Annotated in this window: 12 protein-coding genes; 4 read left to right on the top strand and 8 right to left on the bottom strand. The window is 70.0% G+C overall.

Going from position 1 to position 16,069, the window contains the following annotated elements; genetic code table 11:
* Positions 1-2 precede the first annotated feature (2 nt).
* Genes AB0C28_RS51870 through AB0C28_RS51860 form a run of 3 tightly spaced genes read right to left on the bottom strand, consistent with a single transcriptional unit; the run spans position 3 to position 3,102 of the window.
* Complete coding sequence (locus AB0C28_RS51870; RefSeq protein WP_346112923.1) at positions 3-824, bottom strand: carbohydrate ABC transporter permease; 822 nt, start codon at positions 822-824, stop codon at positions 3-5.
* Positions 821-1,738, bottom strand: coding sequence for a sugar ABC transporter permease (locus AB0C28_RS51865; RefSeq protein ID WP_357851267.1), 918 nt, complete (start codon positions 1,736-1,738; stop codon positions 821-823). The genes AB0C28_RS51870 and AB0C28_RS51865 overlap by 4 nt, the downstream gene beginning before the upstream one ends.
* Positions 1,735-3,102 carry an extracellular solute-binding protein gene (locus tag AB0C28_RS51860; RefSeq protein WP_357851264.1) on the bottom strand — a complete coding sequence of 456 codons (1,368 nt, stop codon included), beginning with the start codon at positions 3,100-3,102 and terminating at the stop codon, positions 1,735-1,737. Before AB0C28_RS51860 ends, AB0C28_RS51865 begins: the two co-directional genes overlap by 4 nt.
* Positions 3,103-3,190: 88 nt before the next feature.
* Here AB0C28_RS51860 and AB0C28_RS51855 point away from each other — a divergent pair, with 88 nt between their 5' ends.
* Complete coding sequence (locus AB0C28_RS51855; protein WP_357851261.1) at positions 3,191-4,363, top strand: ROK family transcriptional regulator; 1,173 nt, start codon at positions 3,191-3,193, stop codon at positions 4,361-4,363.
* A 78-nt stretch (positions 4,364-4,441) separates the two neighbouring features.
* Here AB0C28_RS51855 and AB0C28_RS51850 read toward each other — a convergent pair whose 3' ends face one another.
* Genes AB0C28_RS51850 through AB0C28_RS51835 form a run of 4 tightly spaced genes read right to left on the bottom strand, consistent with a single transcriptional unit; the run spans position 4,442 to position 10,442 of the window.
* Positions 4,442-7,435, bottom strand: a complete 2,994-nt coding sequence (locus tag AB0C28_RS51850; protein ID WP_358084303.1) for a glycoside hydrolase family 38 C-terminal domain-containing protein — start codon at positions 7,433-7,435, stop codon at positions 4,442-4,444.
* 31 nt (positions 7,436-7,466) lie between these two features.
* Complete coding sequence (locus AB0C28_RS51845) at positions 7,467-8,243, bottom strand: carbohydrate ABC transporter permease (RefSeq protein ID WP_357851254.1); 777 nt, start codon at positions 8,241-8,243, stop codon at positions 7,467-7,469.
* Positions 8,244-8,298: 55 nt separating this feature from the next.
* Entirely contained in the window at positions 8,299-9,171 is an 873-nt protein-coding gene (locus AB0C28_RS51840) for a sugar ABC transporter permease (protein WP_357851251.1), read from the bottom strand.
* Complete coding sequence (locus AB0C28_RS51835; RefSeq protein WP_358084300.1) at positions 9,171-10,442, bottom strand: sugar ABC transporter substrate-binding protein; 1,272 nt, start codon at positions 10,440-10,442, stop codon at positions 9,171-9,173. Before AB0C28_RS51835 ends, AB0C28_RS51840 begins: the two co-directional genes overlap by 1 nt.
* 97 nt (positions 10,443-10,539) lie before the next feature.
* On the opposite strand from AB0C28_RS51835, the gene AB0C28_RS51830 reads away from it, so the two are divergent.
* Both AB0C28_RS51830 and AB0C28_RS51825 read left to right on the top strand, forming a co-directional pair.
* Positions 10,540-11,592: a LacI family DNA-binding transcriptional regulator gene (locus AB0C28_RS51830; protein WP_357851245.1), complete on the top strand. Its 1,053-nt coding sequence runs from the start codon at positions 10,540-10,542 to the stop codon at positions 11,590-11,592.
* Positions 11,593-11,644: 52 nt separating this feature from the next.
* Complete coding sequence (locus tag AB0C28_RS51825) at positions 11,645-12,250, top strand: VOC family protein (protein ID WP_346108079.1); 606 nt, start codon at positions 11,645-11,647, stop codon at positions 12,248-12,250.
* A 111-nt stretch (positions 12,251-12,361) separates the two neighbouring features.
* On the opposite strand, the gene AB0C28_RS51820 is transcribed toward AB0C28_RS51825, so the two are convergent.
* Positions 12,362-13,975: an endo-1,4-beta-xylanase gene (locus tag AB0C28_RS51820; protein ID WP_358084298.1), complete on the bottom strand. Its 1,614-nt coding sequence runs from the start codon at positions 13,973-13,975 to the stop codon at positions 12,362-12,364.
* 308 nt (positions 13,976-14,283) lie between these two features.
* Here AB0C28_RS51820 and AB0C28_RS51815 point away from each other — a divergent pair, with 308 nt between their 5' ends.
* The gene (locus AB0C28_RS51815) at positions 14,284-15,945 is read left to right on the top strand and encodes a class I adenylate-forming enzyme family protein (protein ID WP_358084295.1); all 1,662 of its coding nucleotides are present in this window, start codon (positions 14,284-14,286) and stop codon (positions 15,943-15,945) included.
* The last annotated feature ends 124 nt before the right edge of the window (positions 15,946-16,069 follow it).

The following is a 16,069-nucleotide window of genomic DNA, read 5'->3' as shown; positions in this document are numbered from 1 at the left end:
CCCTACCCCTTCACCGACCCGGCGAAGTTGAACGAACCGGCCAGATACTTGTTGACCACCACGTAGAGGATGACCGCCGGCGCCGTGTAGAGGATGGAGAAGGCGGCCAGCTGCCCGTAGGCCACCTGCCCGTACTGCGAGAAGAAGGTGTAGATCGTGACCGCGGCCGGCTGCTTCTCCGGCGTGTCGAGCAGCACGAACGGCGCGAAGAAGTTGCCCCACTGCCCGACGAACACGAAGATCGCCACCACCGCGATCCCGGGCGCCATCAGCGGCCCCACCACCGAGCGCAGCGACTGCACCCAACCGGCGCCGTCGACCCAGGCGGCCTCCTCCAGGCTGACCGGCACGCCGTCCATGAAGTTCTTCATCATCCAGATCGAGAACGGCAGCGAGCTGGCGGTCAGGAAGAGCACCATCGCCGGCACCGAGCCGTACAGGTTGAACCGGAAGAACATGGCGTAGACCGGCACGAGGATCGCCGTCACCGGCAGGCCGGTGGTGAACAGCAGCGTCAGCATGAAGTGGCGGCGGTACTTCAGCTGGTAACGCGACAGCGGGTAGGCCGCCAGCCCCGCCACCAGCACGGTCAGGATCGCCGTGGAGCCGGAGATGATCACCGAGTTGATCATCGGCAGGATGATCGTCTCCCAGGTCAGCACCGCCGTGAAGTTGTCCAGCGAGAACGCGAGCGTCGGCGTGGCGGCCAGCGTCGCCTCCGGCTGCACCGAGGCGATCACCACCCACAGGAACGGCCCGACGAAGGCCAGGGCGATGACGAAGAGCGACAGTCCGGCCGCGCCCCTCGCGGCGAGTCTCGTCACGCGTCCTCCACTTTGATCAGGCGCAGGTAGACCAGCGAGAACAGGGCGCCGATCACCAGCATCACCAGGGCGATGGCCGAGCCGTAGCCGATCTCGAAGTAGCGGAAGGCCTGCTCGTACATGTAGAGCGGGGTGGTCTGGCTGGCCGTGCCCGGCCCGCCGCCCGTCAGGGCGTAGATGAGGCCGAAGCTGGCCAGGGTCTGCAGGGTGATCAGCATCAGGTTCGCCATGATGGAGCGCCGGATGAGCGGCAGCGTGATGTGCAGCAGCCGGCGGGCCGGGCTCGCCCCGTCCACCGCGGCGGCCTCCACCAGGTCGGCGGGCACCTCGGAAAGGGCCGCCGAGTAGACCAGCATGGAGAACGCCGTCCCGCGCCAGACGTTGGCCAGGATGACCGCGAGCATGGGCGCCGTGTAGAGCCATTCCTGCGAGACGCCGAGCACGGTGTTGAGCGTGCCCTCCTCGGCGAGGAACGAGAACCAGCAGGCCGCCGCCACGACCTCGGGCATCACCCAGGCGGCGATGACGACGCCGTTGACGACGCTGCGGGTGACCCGGCCCCGCCCGCGCATGAGCAGCGCGATGATCAGGCCCAGGGTGTTCTGGCCGATGACCGCCGAGCCGATCACGAAGATGAACGTGAGCAGGAAGGAGTTGATGAAGTTCGGGTCGCCGAAGAGCTTGACGAAGTTGGCCACGCCGACGAACTGGGAGTTCACCGAGGCCGAACCGGTCAGGGTCTCGTTCGTGAAGGCGATGTAGACGCTCCACAGGATGGGACCCGCGAGGAAGATCGCCAGCAGGACCAGCGCCGGGCCCAGCGGGAGGAGCCAGCGCAGGACCCGCCGCCGCCGTGACGGGCCGCCGACCGGCGAGCCCGTCACGGACGGGGAGGGAGCGGTGGCGACCGTCATCGGGCGAGGACCTTGTCGGGCCCGCCGACGGCCGAGGGCAACGCCTTGGCGTAGGCCGCCGTGGCCTCCTCAGGCGTCTGGGCGCCGGTGGTGACCGCCTCCATGGCCTCCTGGACCTGCGCCGACACCTTCGGGTACTCCTCGAAGGCGGGCCGGTAGTGCGTCACCGACGCCAGGTCGGTCCAGAACTTCACGCTCGGGTTGTCGGCGTTGTACTTCGGATCGGCCGCGACGTCCTTGCGCGGGGCCAGGTCGCCCGAGCCCACCGAGTACGTCAGGGAGTTCTCCTTGTTGGTGGCGACCGAGATGAAGTCGAACGCCTCCTGCTTGAGCTTGGCGTACGAGCTCATCGCCATCACCCAGCCGCCGGACATGCTGACCGCGCCGGGCTCCTCGCCGTTCTGCGTCGGCATGGGCGTCCAGCCGAGCTTGTCCTTCCACTCGGGCCACGGCTTGGTGCTGGTCGGCTTCCAGGCGCCCGACGCCCAGGCGCCGTCCAGGGCGATGCCCAGCTTGCCCTTGGGGAACCACTCCCAGTTGATCTTGTCGGCGAGCTTGGCGTTGTGCGCGTCGGCCAGCTTGGGGCCGAGCTCCTCGCGGTAGATCGTGTTGACGAAGGTCAGGGCGTCGGTGAAGTTCTTGCCGCCGGCCACCCACTTCTTCTGGGCGTCGTCGTACAGGGTGCCGCCCGGGGTGCCGTACAGGAGCATCTCGAAGCCCTGCATGGTCGACGCCTCGCCGTGGATCTTCGTCGAGTACATCGTGAACGGGATCGCGTCCGGCACCTTCTGCTTGATCGCGCGGGCGGCGGTGAGGACGTCGTTCCACGTCTTCGGCTCCCACGGGACCGGCAGGCCGGCCTTGGTGAGGACGTCCTTGTTGTACCAGAGGCCGCGGGTGTCCGTGCTGATGGGCACGCCGTAGATCTTGCCGTCGCCGCCCTTGGCGGCCTGCTTGACCGAGTCGGGGAACTGGGTGCTCCAGTCGGGCCACTTGGCCAGGTACTCGTCCAGCGGGGCCAGCTTGCCGGCCGCGACGTCCGCGTTGACCTGGAAGGTGTCGTGCAGGTAGACGTCGGGCGCCGAGTCGGGCGAGCGGTTGAGCAGGGCCAGCTTGGTGTAGTAGGCCTCGTTGTTGCCCTGCACCGAGGTCAGCTTGATGGTGACGCCGGGGTGGGCGGCTTCGTACTGCTTCTTGGCGTCGGTGAGCATCTTCTCCAGATGCGGCCACGTCGGCTCGACCTTGTAGAGGACTTCGAGTTCTTTGGCGGCGCCGGAGGAGCTCTCCGGGGTGCCGCCGCCTCCGCAACCGGCTGCTGTCAGCGCTGTCAATAGCAGGAGGGATCCGGCCAGCTTAGGTCTCATCAGGGCTCCCCTTTGTTTCCTTCGGGTTGCGGAGAAACGTAAGTCCATTTGATTTACTAAGTCAACACTCTGTGGTGATATGTCTCACATGCAGCAGGGGACAAACCTGCCGAAGGTGGGGAGCTACAACCGATCCGTCGTCCTGGAGACCATCCAGGCCTCGGACGGGATCAGTCGTGTCCGCATCGCCGCCGTGACCGGGCTGACCGCCCAGACGGTCTCCGTCATCGTGCGCAGACTGCTGGAGGAGGGCCTGGTCGTCGAGGACGGCTCCGCGCCGTCGAGGGGAGGCAAGCGGCCCACCATCCTGCGGGTCTCCGCCGAGGCCGGCTACGCCGTGGGCGTGCACTTCGATCCGAAGGCGCTGTCGTGCGTGCTGGCGGATCTGGCCGGCCGGCCGGTCGCCCGGCTGCACGTGCCGGTCCGTCCCGGGGCCAGGCCGGACGGCGTGATCAGGCAGATGGCCAGGGCGGCCCGCCGGATCCTGCGCGAGGCGGGCGTGCCGGACGGCAAGGTGCTCGGGGTGGGGCTGGCCTGCCCTGGCCCGCTGGACGAGGGCGGCGTGATGGTCTCGCCGCCCCGGCTGGCGCACTGGGACCGGGTGCCGATCAAGGCGCTGCTGTGCGAGTACACCGGCTTTCCGGTGACCGTCGACAACGACGCCACGGCGGCGGCGATCGGCGAGCGGTGGGCCGGCATCGCCCGCTCCACGCCCAGCTTCGCCTACCTCTACCTCGGCACCGGGATCGGCGGCGGGCTCTTCCTGGACAACCAGGTCTACCGGGGCAGGTCGCTGAACGCGGCCGAGATCGGGCACATGACGGTCGACCCGCAGGGCCCCGGCTGCTACTGCGGCAACCGGGGCTGCGTGGAGGCCGTGTGCTGCCCGAGCGCCATCGAGGCCGCCATGGGCGACCTGCGCGACCACGCCGCCATCTGCGCGGCGGCGGCGAGCGGCGAGCCGGCCGCCCTGCGGGTGATCGAACAGGTGGCGGAGCGGCTGGCCGACGCCGCCGTCAGCGTGGTCAACCTGCTGGACATCGACCTGCTCGTGCTGGGCGGGCCCGCGCTGAGGGAGGTCGGGGAGATCTACCGCGAGGTGATCGCGCGGGCGGTGTCGGGCCGGTCGCTGGCCCGGCGGCTGCATCCGGTCCGGGTGGAGACCTCGCCGATCGCGGCCGACGCCGCCGCGATCGGCGCCGCCTCGCTGGTCTTCCACGCCACGTACGCGCCCCGCCTGGGCACCCTGCTCAGCGGCTGAGGCCGGAGCCCGGCCTCGTCCCGGGTCCGGCGCGCCGGTTCTGGCGCGCCGGACGCACGGAGGCGGCGTACGCGAGAGTCAGGCGCGCTTGATCCGCAGCGTGACCAGCTCGAACGGCCGCAGCGTCACGGGGATGGCGTCCCCGGGGCGCTGCGGCTCGCCGGTCGGCCGCTCCAGCAGGTCCGTGGTGACCACCTCCGCCACGGGGAAGCCGGCCCGCAGCGTGGTGGCCGCCCGGCCGCCCGTGGCCTCGTGGAAGCGGACGACCACGTCGCCGCTCCCGTCGTCGGCCAGCTTGACCGCGCTCACCACGACGGCGTCGTCGTCCACGCGGACCAGCGGCGCGACCTCGGCGCCGCCGAGCACCCTGCGCTCGGGCTGGTTGATGAACCAGCCCTCACGCACCGCGTCGCCGATCGTCGCGCCGGGGACGAGCGCGTGGCGGAAGCGGTGCACGCCCTGGTCGGTCTCCGGGTCGGGGAAGCGCGGGGCGCGCAGCAGTGAGGCGCGCAGCGTCGTCGTCGTGCCCGTCTCGTCCACGTCGCGGGTGACGTCGTGGCCGTAGGTGGAGTCGTTGACCAGGGCCACGCCCCAGCCGGGCTCCTCCAGGTGCACGAAGCGGTGGTTGCACGCCTCGAACTTGGCCGCCTCCCAGCTCGTGTTGGTGTGGGTGGCGCGGAAGACATGGCCGTACTGGCTCTCGGAGGCGTACCGGTCGGCGCGCACGTCCAGCGGGAAGGCCAGCTTGAGGAACTTCTCCCGCTCGTGCCAGTCGACCTCCGTCTCGATCTCCAGCCGCCCGGAGGTGAGCGTGAGCCGCTGGCTCACCGACGAGTCGCCGAACGAGCGCCTGACCACGACCGCGTCGCCGTCCAGGCTCACCTCGTCGGCGTCGGTGAGGTCGGCACCGGTGTTGCGGTAGAACTCGTCCACGTCCCAGGCGTCCCACTTGTTGGGGAAGTCGGGGTGGAGCTGCAGCAGGTTGGCCGGACGGCCCTGAGGGACCGCCTCCCTGCCGCTCCTCAGGTCCACGGCCGAGACGACCAGCCCGCGGCCGTCGATCTCCACCTGGAGCCGGTCGTCGGCCAGGACGTAGCCGCCGCCCTCACGGGACTCCGCCCGCGTGCCCGCTCCGGTGGCCGCCGGCGCGGCGCCGCCCGCGGGCACGCCACCACGAGCGTGCGGGGCGCCGTTGAAGACCAGGGTGCCGCCGGCCGAGTCGCCCGCCAGGGCCCGCTGGGCGCCGTCGATGATCGCGTTGAGCTCCTCCGCCACCAGCTCGTACGTCCTGCGCGCCTCCCGGTGCACCCACGCGATCGACGACCCCGGCAGGATGTCGTGGAACTGGTGCAGCAGCACCGTCTTCCAGAGCCGGTCCAGCGCCTGGTAGGGATACTCGGCCCCGGCGCGCACGGCCGCCGTGGCCGCCCACAGCTCGGCCTCGCGCAGCAGCGCCTCACTGCGCCGGTTGCCCTGCTTGGTCTTGGCCTGGCTGGTCAGCGTGGCCCGGTGCAGCTCCAGGTAGAGCTCGCCCACCCACACCGGCGGGTTCGGGTACTCGGCCTCGGCCGCGGCGAAGAAGTGATCGGGCGTGTTCCACTCGACCTGGGGCGAGCCCTCCAGGTCGCGGGCCCTGGCCGCCTTGGCCACCATCTCCCGCGTCGTACCGCCGCCGCCGTCGCCGTACCCGGTCGGGGCCAGGGAGTGGCGCGCCACGCCCTTGTCCTTGAAGTTGCGCGCGGCGTGCGCGAGCTCGTGGCCGGTCATCGAGCAGTTGTAGGAGTCGACCGGCGGGAAGTGGGTGAAGACGCGGCTGCCGTCGATGCCCTCCCACAGGAACGTGTGGTGCGGGAACGTGTTCGTCTGGCTCCACGAGATCTTCTGCGTGAGCAGCCGCTTGGCCCCCGCGGCCCTGATGATCTGCGGCAGCCCGGCGGCGAACCCGAACGTGTCCGGCAGCCACACCTCCTCGTTGTCGACCCCGAACTCGTCGATGAAGAAGCGCTTGCCGTGCACGAACTGCCTGGCCATGGCCTCGGAGCCGGGCATGTTCGTGTCGGACTCCACCCACATGCCGCCCGTCGGGACGAACCGCCCGGCCGCCACGGCCTTGGTCACCTTCGCCCACACCTCGGGCCGGTGCTCCTTGATCCACGCCCACTGCTGCGCCTGCGACATGGCGAAGACGAAGTCCGGCTCGTCCTCCAGCAGCGCCGTCATGTTGGAGGCGGTGCGGGCCACCTTGCGCACGGTCTCGCGCAGCGGCCACAGCCAGGCCGAGTCGATGTGGGCGTGCCCGACGGCGGTGACCCGGTGCGCGGACGGCACGGCGGGCGACGACAGCACCCCGGTCAGCTCGGCCCTGGCGGCCGCCGCGCTGCCGCCCACGTCCTGGAGGTCGACCGCGTCCAGCGCCCGGTTGATCGCGCGCAGGATCTCGTGCCGCCTGCCGCTGTCGGCGGGCAGCTCCAGCATGAGCTCGCCGAGCACCTCCAGGTCCATGACCAGCTCCCACACCGTCTTGTCGAAGACGGCCAGCTCCATCCGGCCCAGCCGGTAGAGCGGGTCGGAGCCGGCCGTCTCCTTGTCGCCGAGCTGGGTCGGCAGGAAGGGGTGGTAGTCGAGGATGACCGGGTTGGAGGCGGCCTCGATGTGCAGGCGCACCTCCTCGCCGCCCCCGGCCGGGGAGCCGATCCGCACCCACGGCGTGCGCGGGTTGAGCGACTTCACCGGCGTGCCGTCGGGGCGGTAGACCAGGCCCTCACACTGGAAGCCGACCTTCCCCGGGTCGAAGCCCAGGTCGAGGATGGCCTCCACGATCTTCCCGCTCCACTCACGCGGCACGGTGCCGGTCACGGTGAACCAGCTCGTGCTCCACGGCGGGCCCCACGGGTCTCCGACCGCGATCGGGCCGGGCGTCGCGGCCAGGCCCTCCGCCACCGGTACGGGCTCGCCGGGCGCGTGCCACACGGAGATCTCCAGCGGTACGGACTCGGGGTAGATCGCCGGGCGGATCCGCTCGTCAAGGACACGCTTCAGACGGGCTTCGACCAGGTCACGGTCGTCATGCATCAGGAAAAACCTCTCCGCAGATGGTGATTTATCAGCCTTTGATGGCGCCTTCCTCCACGCCCTTGAAGAAGAAGCGCTGGAGGACGGCGAACACGATCACGATCGGCAGGAACGAGATCATCGTCCCCGCGGCGATCAGGCGCGGGTTGGCGCTGAACGTGCCGTTCAAATACTGCAGGCCGACGGTGAGTGTGTAGTTGTCGGGGTCGGTCAGGACGATCAGCGGCCACAGGAAGTCGTCCCATGCGCCGATGAACGCGAAGATCGTGACCACGCTGAGCATGCCACGCACGTTCGGCAGGCCGACGTGGCGCAGCCGCTGCCACGCCGTCGCCCCGTCGATGATCGCGGCTTCGTCCATTTCGGGAGGAATCGCCTGAAACGCGGTACGCATCAACAGCACGTTAAGCATCCCGATCGCGCCGGGCAACGCCACCCCCAGGAGGGTGTCGGCCAGACCGAGGGAGCGGACGGTCACGTACTGGGAGATGATCGTCACCTCGGCGGGCAGCACGAGCGTCGCCAAGAACAGCCCGAGCAGCAGCTTCACGCCCCTGAAGCGGAGCTTGGCCAGGGCGAACCCGGCGAGCGTGGCACCCACGGCGTTGCCCGTCACCACGATGGCGGCCACGATCAGCGAGTTGACCGCGTAGGTCCAGACCGGGATCGTCTCGGCGACCTCGGCGTAGTTGGACAGCGTCGGCTGCTCCGGCCAGAAGCTGGGCGTGCCGGTGTAGATGTCCTCCTGGAGGCTCTTCAGCGAGGTGGACAGCTGCCACAGGAACGGGGAGACGGTGATGACCAGCACGAGCAGGAGCAGGACATAGCGGAGCGCCTTCTCACGGGCGGTGACTCTGGTGATGTCAGGCCGCCTTCCTGTTGAGCCGCAGCAGCGCCAGCATCGGCCCGATCGTGACGACGAGCAGCAGCAGGCTGAGCGCCGAGGCGTAACCGAGGTGGCCGGTGAAGCCACGGCCGTAGAGCTGGATGAGCATCACCAGCGACATGTCCCGGCCGCCAGGGCCGCCGGTGCCGTTCGAGAGCACGTACAGCTCGGAGAACACGCGCAGCGCCGAGACCGACACCAGCACCGAGACCAGCAGCATCGTGTTGCGCACGCCGGGCACGGTGACGCTCCAGAAGCGGCGCACCGGGCCCGCGCCGTCCACGGCGGCGGCCTCGTGCAGCTCGCGGCGGACGTTCCCGAGCGCCGACAGGTAGATGATCATGTAGTAGCCGAGGCCCTTCCAGACGGTCAGGCTGATCGCGCTGAACAGCAGCAGCCACCGCTCGGTCAGGAACGGCACCGGCGCCGCCACCACCCCCAGCCACTGCGCCAGGCCGTTCACCAGGCCCCGATCGTCCAGCAGCCAGCCCCAGATCAGCGCCACCACCACCGCCGAGGCCACCACGGGGGTGTAGAAGGCCGTGCGGAAGAACGTGATGCCGGGCAGCTTCTTCTCCACCAGGATCGCGATCAGCAGCGGCAGCATGGTCAGCAGCGGCAGGCAGACCAGCATGAACACGATGCTGTTGACCAGCGCGTCCACGAGCTGGGCGTCACTCAGCGCACGCTCGAAGTTGGCCAGGCCGGTGAAGTGACCGCCGCCCAGCGGCTTGGCGTTGGTGAACGCCAGTACCACCGTGTTGATCGCCGGCCACACCGAGAACACGAACAACCAGACCGCCGCGGGCGCCACCAGCACCCACGGCGTGAACCAGCGGTGATGGGTCATCAGCTCTTGAGCAGCTCGTCGCACTTGGCCACGGCGGCGTCCAGCGCCTCCCGCGACGTGGCCTCGCCGCTGATCGCCAGCGAGAACTGCTGCCTGACCAGTTTCTTCATCGCCTCGGTGACCTGGACGGGCTCCAGCACCTTCGCCTGCGCCAGCGACTCGAACGCGATCACCTTGGCGTCGCCGGAGTTGCTGCCGTCGCTCTTGCTGAAGAACGGGTCGTTCGCCGAGGCCGTGGTGCTGGGGAAGATGTTCACCAGATGGGCGAACGCGGCCTGGTTCTCGGCGCTGGTCACCCAGCGGGCCAGGGCGAGCGCGGCGGGCGCGTTCTTCGTCGCCTTGGAGATCGACAGGCCCTGCACGTAAAGGGGCGGCCTGCCCATCGCCTTCGACGGCACGACCTTGGGCGCCAGGCTCGGGTTGTCGGTGGCCAGGCTCGTGATGTAGTTGCCGCCGCCGGTCGTCCAGGCGACCGTGCCCTCGTTGAAGAGCTTGGCGTTGCCCGCGTAGGTGTCGGTGAGCACGTCGCGGGGCAGCAGCCCCTCCTTGAACGCGTCGCGGTACTTGTCGAGCAGCGCCACCGCCTCGGGGGTGTTGAAGGTGAAGCGGGTGCCGTCGGGCGACATGATGGGCACGCCCGCGTTCGTCAGGTCGCCCAGCTCGGGGCGGCGGCTCATCAGATAGACCTTGCCGCCCGACTTCTCCTTGAGCGTCCTGGCCTGGGCGATGAGCTCGTCCAGGTTCGCCGGGAGTTTCTCCGGGTCGAGCCCGTTCTTGGTGAGCAGCTCGGTGTTCCAGTAGTTGACGTCGGTGTTGAGGTACCAGGGGTAGCCGTAGGCGCCCTGGACGCCCGGGTAGCGGTAGGCGTCGAGGGCGCCGGGAACGTACTCGGCGGCCAGCTTCTGGTCGGCCTGGGCGACGTCGAGCAGGATGCCCTGCCGGATGAGCGGGACGGCGAAGTCGGGCGGCAGGTTGACGACGTCGGGCAGGGTGCCGCCGGCCGCCTGGGTGAGGACCTTGTCGGAGTAGCCCTCTGCCGGCTGGTCGAGCCACTCGACCTCGGTGCCCGGATACTGCTTCTCGAAGCCGTCGATGACGCCCTGGACGTAGTCGGTGAACTTCGGCTTCAGCGCCCACGTCTGCAGGCTCACCTTGCCCTTCACCTCGCCGCCCGCGCTCGGGGCCGGCGCCGCCTCCTCCGCGGTCCCGCCGAGCCCGCAGCCCGCGATCGTGACGACCAGTAAGGCCAGTCCTGCCCAGTACCTTCGCATCGCGCTCTCCTTAGGGCACTAAACCGCTCTAGTTGCCGGACTATTACCGGGCTAGACTCCGCTGTCAATAGGTGCCAGGAGACCGAGGGAGCGCGCGTTGGCCCGACCGACGATCGCCGACATCGCCCAGCGGGTGGGGGTGTCCAAGGGCGCGGTGTCGTTCGCGCTGAACGGCCGTCCCGGCGTCAGCGAGGCGACCAGGGCGCGCATCCTGGAGGCGGCCAGGGAGATGAACTGGCGCCCTCACAGCGCCGCCAGGGCGCTCGGCGGGGCCAGGGCGGAGGCCGTCGGGCTGGTGATCGCCCGGCCGGCCAGCACACTGGGCGTGGAGCCGTTCTTCGCCCAGCTCCTGTCGGGGCTGCAGGCCCGGCTGTCACGCCAGCAGGTGGCCATGCACCTGCTCGTCGTCGAGGACTCCGCGGCCGAGATCGAGGTCTACCGCGAGTGGACGTCGGCGCACCGGGTGGACGGGTTCATCCTGGTCGACCCGCAGGTCCGCGATCCGCGCCCGGCTGCGCTCGAGGAGCTGGGGGCGCCGGCCGTGGTGCTCGGCGGGTCGGGCGGGCCAGGGCCGCTGTCCAGCGTGTGGGCCGACGACAGGGAGGCGATGCTGTCGGTCGTCGACTACCTGGCGGCGCTCGGGCACCGGCGGATCGCGCACGTCGCGGGCCTGCCCGGGTTCCGGCACACCCAGCGGCGCATCCGCGCGCTGCGCGACTCGGCCAGGCGGCTCGGCCTGACCGGCGCGGTGTCGCTGCCCACCGACTTCAGCGACGCCGAGGGCGCGGCGGCGACGCGGACGCTGCTCTCACGCGGCCGGGCCGGGGCCGGTCCGATTGAGGCCGCCCGTCCGACCGCGATCGTGTACGACAGCGACGTGATGGCCCTGGCCGGGCTGGGGGTGGCGATGGAGATGGGCGTGCGCGTGCCGGACGAGCTGTCCATCGTGGCCTTCGACGACTCCGTGCTGACCCGGGTGACCCACCCGGCCATCACCGCGCTGTCGCGCGACACGTTCGCGCTCGGCGGGCAGGTTGCCGAGGTCGTGCTGGAGGTGATCGCCGACCCCGGCACCCGGCGGAACGTCAAGACCGCCACGCCCCGCCTCGTCATCAGGGGGAGCACGGCCGCGCCAACTAAAACGGTTTAGATGCTCGGAGCCGGGCCTTACCGGGAGTAGTTGAAAGGCGTACGTTTGAGGCATGGCTGCGACCCCGGAAACGGTGCACTGGCGCGGTGTGCACCATCTCGCCCTCGTGACCTCGGACATGGACGCCACCGTGCGCTTCTGGCACGGCGTGCTCGACGCCCGGCTCGTCACCACCCTCGCCGTCCCCGCGTTCAAGCACTACTTCTTCGAGGTCGGCACGGGCAACACCGTCGCCTTCTTCGAGTACACCGGCCAGGACCTCGACAGCTTCGCCAAGCCGGCCGGCGTCCCGTACGCGAAGGCGGCCCAGTTCGACCACCTCTCGCTGCACCTGCCGGACGAGGACGCGCTCAACCGGCTGCGCGACCGGCTCAAGGAGCACGGCTGCGAGGTCACCGACGTCATCGACCACGGCTTCCTGCGCTCGATCTACTTCAGCGACCCCAACGGCATCGCGATGGAGGCGTCCTGGTGGACCGTCGACCCGACGGGGCGGCCGGTGGACTACGCGGACGAGCGGCTCTTCGCCGACCCCGATCCCGTGCCGGCCGTACGTGAGCTGCGCGAGGAGGGACGCCTGCGCCACACGGTCGCCACCCGCCTGGTGGACGGCATCGTGGAGGACCTCCGCCGCGAGGGGATCACCCTGGAGCGGTGACTCCGGTCGGCATGTCCGGACACTGAGAAGATCGACACCGAGAGGATCCCCCGGGGTGGTCACCACATGCCGGGCGGGCAGGCGGGCAGGTCCACCCCGAGGGATCCCCGCTCATGCGCAGGTGTAGCCGGAGGGCGTCTGCGTGTCGCCGTTCGGCCGGCTGACCTGGAAGCCGAAGCTGGTGCTCGCCCCCGCGCCCAGGTTGCCGTTGTAGTTCGCGTTCCTGGCCGTGACGTTCTGGCCGCTGACGGTCACGGCGGCGTTCCACGAGCCGGTCAGGGTGTGGCCGGCGGGCAGGGTGAAGGTGACGGTCCAGCCGGTGATCGCGGACGAGCCGCTGTTGGTGACGGTCACGGGCTGCACGACGTAGCCGGTGCTCCACTGGGTCTGCACGGTCGCCGCGGCCGTGCAGCCGCCGCCGACGGGCCCGGACGTGGTGGTGAACGTGGCCGCCGCCGAGTTGCCGGAGAGGTTCCCGGCCCCGTCCCGCGCCCGTACGTAGACCTGGTACTGCGTGCTCGGGGTCAGCCCGGTCAGGTTGATCGACGCGGTGGTGCTGCGCCCGAGCAGCGTGTCCGTCGCCCCCTGCTCGCGGTAGACGTCGTACCCGGCCAGCCCGCTGCCGCCGCTGTCGGTCGAGGCGGCCCAGGTCAGGGTGGCGGAGTTGGAGGTGACGTTGCTCGACGCGGGCGTGCCCGGCGTGGTCGGCGGCGTGGTGTCGGTGGAGGTGCCTCCGGAGAGCGCGTCGTGCACGGCGGCGTACGAGGGCTTCTGCTGGTAGCTCTCGTCGTAGATCAGCGCGGCGCCCTCACCGGAGAACGTGTCCGGCACCCACGAGTACTTGTCGGTGAAGCCCCAGATCGTCACCCCGGCGCAGGCGGTGACCGCGTTGCAGGCGTTGACGACGTTGCGGTAGTAGGTGGCCTGCGTGGTGTCCTTGCTGCTGTTCCTGGGCATCTGCATACGGATGTCCAGTTCGGTGATCCGCACCTGCACGCCGAGGTCGGCGAAGCGCTGCAGGTTCTGCTGCAGGTCGTTCGGGAAGCCGTACTGGATCGCGAGGTGCCCCTGGAAGCCCACGCAGTCGACCGGGACGCCCTGCTGGCGCAGCGACGAGACCAGGTTGTACATCGCGGTGCTCTTGGCGTTGATGCCCTCGACGTTGTAGTCGTTGATGCACAGCCGCGCGTTGGAGTCGGCGGCGCGGGCGGCGCGGAAGGCGTCGGCGATGTAGCTCTGGCCCAGCGTGTTGTACCAGAACGAGGTGCGCATGTTGCCGTTGTCGTCGAAGACCTCGTTCACCACGTCCCAGGACACCACGCCCGGGTTGTCGGCGTAGCGGCCGACGACCTGGCTGATGTGGTTCTGGATCGCCGTGCGCATGGCGCTGGCGCCGAGGCCCTGCACCCAGCCGGGCGTCTGCTGGTGCCAGATCAGCGTGTGGCCGTGGACCTGCTGGTTGTTCTGCGTGGCGAAGTTGACGATGGCGTCGGCGCCGGAGAAGTTGAACTGGCCCTGGCTGGGCTCGGTGGAGTCCCACTTCATCGCGTTCTCGGCGGTCACCTGGCTGAACTCGGTGGCCGCGATGTTGCGGTAGGAGGTCTCGCCGGACAGCGGGCTGGTGGCGAGCGCCGCGCCGATGAACTTGCCGCGCGCGGCGGCATGCGTGCGCAGGGGACCTGACGCTTCAGCCGCGGTAGCGGGCAGGAGGAAGGCTACGAGCATCCCCACCAACGTGAGGACTCTGAGGAGCGAGGACGAATGCACGGGCATCTACCTCCGGAGGCAGGCACTCGATTCCGAAAGTTTCGGCCTGAGTCAGACCGCATCGCCGACGGTATTGATCTGCCCATGGGTGGTCAACAGCGCGCTGACCACCACGCCAAAGCAGCAGATGACCGGCAGAAACTATCGGCCTGCTTATGAAACTTTCATGCTTGGTTGGGCGCGACACGTGCGTCTAGCGCCACGTACCTACCGGTCGGTACTGTGAATTTATCCGGAATTAACGTCCACTGCGGGAGTTCTGCGGTATGTCCCTTTCGCACGCCCAGGTCCAGGCTCAGCTCACCGGTCCCGGCCAGCTGTTCGAGATGCAGGAGATCGGCGACGCCGGCGTACGCACCTGGAAGCACGCGCCGACGCACTTCCGGGCGCTGCTGGAGATGAGCAGGTTCCACGGCGAGAAGGTCTTCCTCGTGTACGAGGACGAGCACATCACGTTCGAGGACCACTTCCGCCGCGCCGCCACCCTCGCCAACCGCCTGGTCGAGGAGTACGGCGTGGGCAAGGGCGACCGGGTGGCCGTGGCGATGCGCAACTATCCGGAGTGGGTGATCGCGTTCTCGGCCGTGCTGGCGACGGGGGCGATCGCCGTACCGCTCAACGCCTGGTGGACGGAGGCCGAGCTGGCCTACGGCGTGAGCGACTCCGGCGCCAAGGTGCTGATCGCGGACGGTGAGCGCGCCCTCAGGCTGGCCTCGACGGGCGTGCCGCTGATCGTCACCCGCGGCGAGGCCCCGGCGGGGGCGCGCACGTTCGAGGACGTGCTCGGCGACGTCACCGCCGACGTGAAGCTCCCCGACGTCGAACTCCTCCCTGACGACCCGGCCACGATCTTCTACACCTCGGGCACGACCGGCCACCCCAAGGGCGCCCTCGGCAGCCACCGCAACCTCGGCCAGTCGCCGATGACGGTCGCGTACGGGCTGATGCGCGCGGTCGCCCTGGCCGGCAAGGACGTCGCGGCGGCGGCCGGCAGCCGCAGGATCACCCTGCTGACCGTCCCGCTCTTCCACGTCACCGGCTGCTTCTCCGCCATGACCACCACCATGTTCAGCGGCGGCGGCCTGGTGCTGATGTACAAGTGGGACCCCGAGCAGGCACTGCGCCTCATCGAGCGCGAGCGCGTCTCCGCGATGATCGGCGTGCCCACCAACGCCTGGCAGCTCATGTCCCACCCCGACTTCGGCAAGTACGACCTGTCGTCCCTGACCACCCTCGGCTACGGCGGCGCGCCCGCCCCGCCCAAGCTCCTGGAACGCATCACCACGAACCTCCCCGACCGCGCCCCCTCCAACGGCTACGGCATGACCGAGACCACCGCCCTGGCCGTCGGCAACGGCGGCGCCGACTACCAGGCCAGACCCGACAGCATCGGCCGGCCCTCGCCCGTCGTGGACGTGCGCGTCGTCGACCCGCTGGGCGCCGAACTCCCGCCCGGCGAGGTCGGCGAACTGTGCGTCCGCGGCCCGAACGTCATCCTCGGCTACTGGAACAAGCCGGAGGCGACCGCGCAGACGTTCGTCGACGGCTGGCTGCACACCGGCGACCTGGCCAAGATCGACGAAGAGGGCTTCGTCTACATCGTGGACCGGGCCAAGGACATGGTGATCAGGGGCGGCGAGAACGTCTATTGCGCGGAGGTGGAGGCCGCCCTGTTCGAACACCCTGCGGTGGACGACGCCGCCGTGATCGGCGTACCGCATGACGAGCTGGGCGAGGAGGTCGGGGCGGTCATCCGCACGGCTCCCGGGGCGTCGGTCACGGGGGACGAACTGCGCACGTTCCTGACGGACCGGATCGCCAAGTTCAAGATCCCCGCGCACTTCTGGTTCCGGGACGGCGAACTCCCCCGCAACCCCGGCGGCAAAATCCTCAAAACCCACCTCCGCCGCGAAGTCCTCGGCCTCTGACCCACCCCGCACGACCTCGACCCCACCACCCCCGGGGGGGGGGGGGCCCCCCCCCCCCCCCCCGCGGCCCCCCCCCCCCCCCCCCCCCCCCCCCCCCCCCCCCCCACCGGCGCCCCCCCCCCCC

It is taken from the genome of Nonomuraea sp. NPDC048892 (assembly GCF_040649735.1).
In the GTDB taxonomy this organism is placed as follows: Bacteria; Actinomycetota; Actinomycetes; order Streptosporangiales; family Streptosporangiaceae; genus Nonomuraea; species Nonomuraea maheshkhaliensis.
This window is presented reverse-complemented; position numbering and strand designations above follow the sequence as displayed.

What these genes read in the sequence shown, in the direction of transcription:
- AB0C28_RS51855 (WP_357851261.1), top strand. Translation starts at nt 3,191, where the DNA reads ATGCAGCAGGGGACAAACCTGCCGAAGGTGGGGAGCTACAACCGATCC.
- AB0C28_RS51815 (WP_358084295.1), top strand. Translation starts at nt 14,284, where the DNA reads ATGTCCCTTTCGCACGCCCAGGTCCAGGCTCAGCTCACCGGTCCCGGC.
- AB0C28_RS51840 (WP_357851251.1), bottom strand. Translation starts at nt 9,171, where the DNA reads ATGACCCATCACCGCTGGTTCACGCCGTGGGTGCTGGTGGCGCCCGCG.
- AB0C28_RS51825 (WP_346108079.1), top strand. Translation starts at nt 11,645, where the DNA reads ATGGCTGCGACCCCGGAAACGGTGCACTGGCGCGGTGTGCACCATCTC.
- AB0C28_RS51865 (WP_357851267.1), bottom strand. Translation starts at nt 1,738, where the DNA reads ATGACGGTCGCCACCGCTCCCTCCCCGTCCGTGACGGGCTCGCCGGTC.
- AB0C28_RS51820 (WP_358084298.1), bottom strand. Translation starts at nt 13,975, where the DNA reads ATGCTCGTAGCCTTCCTCCTGCCCGCTACCGCGGCTGAAGCGTCAGGT.
- AB0C28_RS51835 (WP_358084300.1), bottom strand. Translation starts at nt 10,442, where the DNA reads ATGCGAAGGTACTGGGCAGGACTGGCCTTACTGGTCGTCACGATCGCG.
- AB0C28_RS51850 (WP_358084303.1), bottom strand. Translation starts at nt 7,435, where the DNA reads ATGCATGACGACCGTGACCTGGTCGAAGCCCGTCTGAAGCGTGTCCTT.
- AB0C28_RS51860 (WP_357851264.1), bottom strand. Translation starts at nt 3,102, where the DNA reads ATGAGACCTAAGCTGGCCGGATCCCTCCTGCTATTGACAGCGCTGACA.